Genomic DNA, 5,178 nt, shown 5'->3' with positions numbered 1-5,178 from the left:
GCCCCGCACCCCACGGTCCTCCGAAGCTCGGCGCCCTTTCGTCCCCCCCAACCAATCGGGAACCACCGGGAAAACGTCTCACACCTCACCCTTCGGATCGGGAGACCGCAATGTGTTCACACAACCGCGGAGGTCTCGGATGACCGCCGCCGTGCTTGCCGGCCTGGGCACCCATCTTCCGCCGCGCAGAGTCCTCAACGAGGAGTTGGCCGAACGTTTCAACACCTCCGATGAATGGATACGGTCCCGCACCGGCATCCGTCAGCGCCGCTGGGCCGACCTCGGGGTCTCGACCGGGGACCTCGCGGTGGAGGCCGGCCACCGGGCTTTGAAATCGGCTGGTCCGGATGTCACCGTGGACACCCTGGTCCTGGCCACCACCACGCCCGATCACCCGTGTCCCGCCACCGCTCCCGACGTGGCCGCCCGGCTCGGGCTGGGGGAGATCGCCGCCTACGACCTCTCCGCCGTGTGTTCCGGTTTCGTCTACGCCCTGGCCTGCGCCGCCGGTTCGATCGAGGCGGGCCGATCCCGGGGGGCGCTGGTGGTGGCCTCGGAGACGTACTCCACCATCCTCAATCCGGAGGACCGCACCACGTCCGTCATCTTCGGCGACGGAGCCGGGGCGGTGGTGCTGAGAAGGGGAACTCCGGAGGAGGTCGGCGCGCTGGCGGGCTTCGACCTGGGCTCGGACGGAAGCCACAAGGACCTCATCCACATACCCGCCGGAGGGTCCCGGCAACGGGCCTCCCACGCTCCTCCCACTCCGGAGGACGCCTACTTCACGATGCGCGGCCGTGAGGTCTTCCAGCACGCCGTGCACCGCATGGCCAGCTCCTCCACCGGACTGCTGGAACAGGTCGGCTGGACCGCCGATTCGGTGGATCGACTCGTGGGGCACCAAGCCAACCTGCGGATTCTCCATGCCCTGGCAGATGAATTGGGACTCGACACGGAGCGCGTCGTCACCAACATCGAGCGGGTGGGCAACACCTCGGCGGCCTCCATACCGCTCGCTCTCGCCGATGCCGTGGCCAGGAATGCCGTGGCTCCGGGGGACCGGGTCCTGCTCACCGCCTTCGGCGGCGGACTCACCTGGGGCTCGGTGGTCCTCACCTGGCCTGACCTCACCCCCGCCTGAACCGGGGCTCCCGCCCCGGGCTCCGGGCCGGTGTGACCGCATTCCTCGATGACCGGCCACACACGTCCCACGCGAAAGTCACGAATTCCGGAGAAAGGACATGTCGTGAACCACATGCAGGTGAGTTCTTCCACCCATCCGACCCACCGATCCGATGATCTCACGGCGAGTGTGTTGGACCTGTTGCACACCGTCCACGAGATGCCGGAGAACATGGCTTCGGATGTCCCCTTCGCCACCCTGGACTTCGACTCCCTCGTACTCGTCGAGCTGGCTGTCAAGCTCTCCAGAACCCACGGGGTGGAGATAGCCGACGCCGAGATCATCGATGCCCGCACCCCCGCCGACGTGGTGGACCTGCTGCGTTCCAAGGGCGTCCGTGGGTGAAACATCGACCGGCTCCCGGGGCCGTGCCCCGGGAGCCGGCACTTCCCACCGCGTGTCGCGTGTCGCGTTCTTCGACGTCGATCACACGCTCACCACTGTCGTCGGCATGTTCCGCTTCCTGGAGTACCGGCTGGCCCTCACCGGACACCCGCCCGGTGTCTTCCGGGACCACATGCGGCACCTGGAGGCCCTCCGTGTCACGGGCGCCCCGCGCTCCGAGACCGGAAGCCTGTACTTCTCCTGGTACGCGGGGGCGGACCGGGAGGAACTCCTGGAGCAGGGGGAGGAGTGGTTTCGCCGGGAACTGGACAACGGCGGCTTCTTCAACCCCTGGACCGTTCGGGCCCTGGAGGAACACCGAAACGGGGGGGATGTGGTGGTCCTGGTGTCCGGTTCCTTCTCGCCGTGCCTGGACCCCCTGGCGCGGTACCTGGGCGCCGACGTGGTGTTGTGTTCGTGTCCGGAGGAGCGCGCCGGCCGGCTCACCGGCCGGTTGAGCGTCCAGATGCTCGGACCGACCAAGGAGCAGGCGATGCGTCACCTGCTGGAGGGTTTGCGCGTGAGTCCGGCGCGTTGCGTCTCTTACGGTGACCACGAGTCCGACCTGCCCATGCTCCGCCTGACGGGGGAGGCCGTGGTGGTGGGCGGAGACCCCGTCCTTCATGCCGTCGGTCGGACGTCCGGTTGGAAGTTCCTTCCGGCCACCGAGGCCGCTCCCCCTCTGCCCCTTCCCGTCGGGGCCCGAAGGATCGGGGGCCGGCGATGAGGGTGGCGATCACGGGAGCCCACGGAGCCGGAAAGAGCACCCTGGCCCGGGCGGTCTCCGCGCGCACCGGTCTTCCCGTGGTGCACGGCTCCCCCATGCGGGACCCCGCCGGGATGCCGCCCGCGGGGTTGGACGAGGTGGACTCCGTGGGGCTCCTGCAGCTCACCGTCCGGCGTTACGTGGAGCGCTCGCTGGAGGAGGCACGGTGTACGACCGGTTTCCTCTCCGACGGTTCGACACTGCACGAATGGGTGTATGCCACCGTCCGGCTGGCGGTGGGCACACATCCCGGTCCGGAACGGGAGGAACCGCTGCCCCCTTCCGCCGATCCCGTCTCCGATGTGGTGGCGGGGCTGGGGCGGGAGATCATCCATCGGGCGGTGGGCTCGTACGACTTGTGGCTGCACCTTCCGGTGGAATTTCCTCTCCGGGACGGGAAACCACCGATCAGTCGGACCTTCCGCGTCCTTTCCGACCGGCTGTTGCTCAGCACGTTGGAGGAAACCGGGGTGAGGGTCCATGTCCTCACCGGTACCCCGGGGCAACGCGAGACGGCTCTCCTCGACCTTATGGAAGACGTTCGAGCGGCGAGAGGAAGGAGATCATCGTGAAGGCTGTCGGCATTTCCCGTTTCGGCGGGCCGGAGGTGTTGGAGGTCGTTCACCTGCCGATTCCCCGCCCGGGACCGGGCCAGGTGCGCCTCCGGGTCATCACCGCGGCCGTTAATCCCACCGATCTGCTGTTACGGGAAGGGGCGTTGGCCGACCGCGTGGCTCACCTGCCACCCCCTCACGTGCCGGGGATGGACGTCTCCGGGACGGTGGACCTCGTGGGCGAGGGGGTGGATGACATCACCGGTCGCCCGGTCATGGCCTTCGTCAATCCCTTCACGCCGACCGGCGGGGCGCAGGCCGAGTACGTCGTCGTCCCGGCCGATCAGGTGGTGGAGTTGCCACCGAGGGGCCTCGACCCCGGAGACGCGGGAGGGTTGCCGATGAATTCCCTGACCGCGCACCAGGCCCTCATGCTGCTGTCGCTCCCTCCCGGTGCCACCCTGGGCGTCACCGGTGCCGCGGGTGCGGTGGGGGGGTTCACCATCCAACTGGGAAAACACCGGGGGCTGCGCGTGGTCGCGGACGCCGCCGAGAGCGATCGGGATCCGGTGCTCGGGCTCGGTGCCGATGTGGTCGTTCCCCGCTCCACCACCCCGGGGAGGACCTTTCGTGCGGCCGTTCCCGGTGGGGTGGACGGTTTGGTGGACGCGGCTGTCCTCGGCCGGCCGGCCCTCGACGCGGTCCGTGAGGGGGGAGCGTTCGTCGCCTGCCGCCCGATCCCGCTCCCCCCGGAACGCGGCATCAGGATTCACCGGGCGCTCGTGCTCGACCATCCGGCCATGGCGGTGGCCCTGCGGGAAATCGTGGTTCTGGCCGCCGAGGGGCGTCTCACGCCGCGCACCGCCGACATCCTGCCCGTCGAACAGGTCGCACAGGCCCACCGCCGCTTGGCGGCGGGAGGTGTTCGGGGAAGGCTTTTGTTGAGCTTCTGAACCCACCACCGGGGGTGGCGGTCATGGGCCGCGGTGCGTCAATCCGAGGCGGCCTCCGGGCCGTGGACCGCACTGCGGCCCACCACCGTGCCCGCCCGGTCGATGCACACCACGTCCACCGCGACCGGCGCCCCGCGCAGCACGGCGAGGGCCTGGTCCCGGGCCTCGACCGCCACCAGGTCGCCCAGGGGCACACCGGCCGCGCGGCAGCGCTGGAGGGCGTCCAGACCGGTGTTGGCGCCGGCCACCGCCGCGACCAGATCCTCCCCCGCGCCGCCGCGCCGGGCGAGCTCGGCGAGGAAGCCCTTGTCCACGGCGGATCGTGCCGAGTGCAGGTCCAGGTGCCCCACGGCGAGCTTGGAGAGCTTGGCGAAGCCGCCGCAGATGGTCAGCCGGGGCGCCGGGTGCCGGCGCACGTACTTCAGCACGGCGCCCGCGAAGTCGCCCATGTCGAGGAGGGCGTCCTCCGGCAGGTTGTACTCGGCGACCACGGTCCGTTCGGAGGTGGAGCCGGTGCAGGCGGCCAGGTGGACGCGGCCGGCGGCGAGGGCGACGTCCACGCCGCGCCGGATGCTGTCGATCCACGCCGAACAGGAGTAGGGCACCACGACGCCGGTGGTGCCGAGGATGGACAGGCCGCCGAGGATGCCCAGGCGCGGGTTCCACGTGGAACGGGCGATCTCCTCGCCGTGGTCCACGGAGATCGTCACCTCCACGTCGGGTTCCCGGTCGCGGCTGCCGCCGCCGTGTACCACGGCGACCTCCGTCAGGTGCTCACGCATCATGCGCCGGGGAACGGGGTTGATCGCGGGTTCGCCGACCTCCAGGGGCAGGCCGGGGCGGGTCACGGTGCCCACGCCGGGGCCGGCGACGAACCGCACGCCGGAGCCGGGCGGCAGCCGGCGGACGGTGGAGCGGACCAGCGCGCCGTGGGTGACGTCGGGGTCGTCACCCGCGTCCTTGACCACCCCGACGGTGGCGGTGGAGCGGTCGGGGGCCAGGTCCTCCACGGCGAGGGCGAATGCCGGGGTCTGCCCCTTGGGCAGGGTGATCCGCACGGGGTCGGGGAACCCGCCGGTCAGCAGGGCGGTGTAGGCGGCGGTGGAGGCGGCCGTGGCGCAGGCCCCGGTGGTCCAGCCGGACCGCAGGCCGGTCCGGGCCAGTTGCGCGCCGCGTCCCCCGGCGGGGGCGCGCTCGGTCACGGTCCCGGCTCCGGCGTCCCGTTGTTCCCGGTTGTTCCCGGGGTTCCCGGTGGTCCCGTCGTCCCGGCCTCCGCGCCGCACACCGCCATCACCCTCCGAGCCGATCTCCCCCGTCGGGGCCTCGCGGCTCCCATCC

6 protein-coding genes are annotated in these 5,178 nt (G+C 70.8%); 5 read left to right on the top strand and 1 reads right to left on the bottom strand.

What is annotated here, in order from left to right; genetic code table 11:
* The first annotated feature begins 139 nt into the window (after positions 1 to 139).
* The 5 genes from FNQ90_RS12050 to FNQ90_RS12030 all read left to right on the top strand — a co-directional run bounded on the left by FNQ90_RS12050 (position 140) and on the right by FNQ90_RS12030 (position 3,840).
* Entirely contained in the window at positions 140 to 1,141 is a 1,002-nt protein-coding gene (locus tag FNQ90_RS12050; RefSeq protein ID WP_182606374.1) for a beta-ketoacyl-ACP synthase III, read from the top strand.
* A gap of 114 nt (positions 1,142 to 1,255) precedes the next feature.
* Positions 1,256 to 1,528 (top strand): acyl carrier protein, encoded by a 273-nt coding sequence (locus FNQ90_RS12045; protein ID WP_228471066.1) that lies wholly within the window; start codon positions 1,256 to 1,258, stop codon positions 1,526 to 1,528.
* A gap of 52 nt (positions 1,529 to 1,580) precedes the next feature.
* Complete coding sequence (locus FNQ90_RS12040; protein ID WP_182606372.1) at positions 1,581 to 2,294, top strand: HAD family hydrolase; 714 nt, start codon at positions 1,581 to 1,583, stop codon at positions 2,292 to 2,294.
* Complete coding sequence (locus FNQ90_RS12035) at positions 2,291 to 2,905, top strand: AAA family ATPase (RefSeq protein ID WP_182606371.1); 615 nt, start codon at positions 2,291 to 2,293, stop codon at positions 2,903 to 2,905. Before FNQ90_RS12040 ends, FNQ90_RS12035 begins: the two co-directional genes overlap by 4 nt.
* On the top strand, positions 2,902 to 3,840 hold the full coding sequence (locus tag FNQ90_RS12030) for an NADP-dependent oxidoreductase (RefSeq protein WP_182606370.1): 939 nt from the start codon (positions 2,902 to 2,904) through the stop codon (positions 3,838 to 3,840). Before FNQ90_RS12035 ends, FNQ90_RS12030 begins: the two co-directional genes overlap by 4 nt.
* 38 nt (positions 3,841 to 3,878) lie before the next feature.
* Here the strand turns inward: FNQ90_RS12030 and FNQ90_RS12025 are convergent, their stop codons facing one another.
* Positions 3,879 to 5,042, bottom strand: a complete 1,164-nt coding sequence (locus FNQ90_RS12025; RefSeq protein WP_182606369.1) for a cobalt-precorrin-5B (C(1))-methyltransferase — start codon at positions 5,040 to 5,042, stop codon at positions 3,879 to 3,881.
* Positions 5,043 to 5,178: the final 136 nt, after the last annotated feature.

This window comes from Streptomyces alkaliphilus (assembly GCF_014141535.1).
Classification (GTDB): Bacteria; Actinomycetota; Actinomycetes; order Streptomycetales; family Streptomycetaceae; genus Streptomyces; species Streptomyces alkaliphilus.
The sequence above is the reverse complement of the archived record's forward strand: the minus strand, read 5'-3'. Positions and strand labels throughout refer to the sequence as shown.

Bases quoted from the DNA above. Each gene is read 5' to 3' on its own strand.
- FNQ90_RS12050 (WP_182606374.1), top strand. From the start codon at position 140: ATGACCGCCGCCGTGCTTGCCGGCCTGGGCACCCATCTTCCGCCGCGC.
- FNQ90_RS12045 (WP_228471066.1), top strand. From the start codon at position 1,256: ATGCAGGTGAGTTCTTCCACCCATCCGACCCACCGATCCGATGATCTC.
- FNQ90_RS12035 (WP_182606371.1), top strand. From the start codon at position 2,291: ATGAGGGTGGCGATCACGGGAGCCCACGGAGCCGGAAAGAGCACCCTG.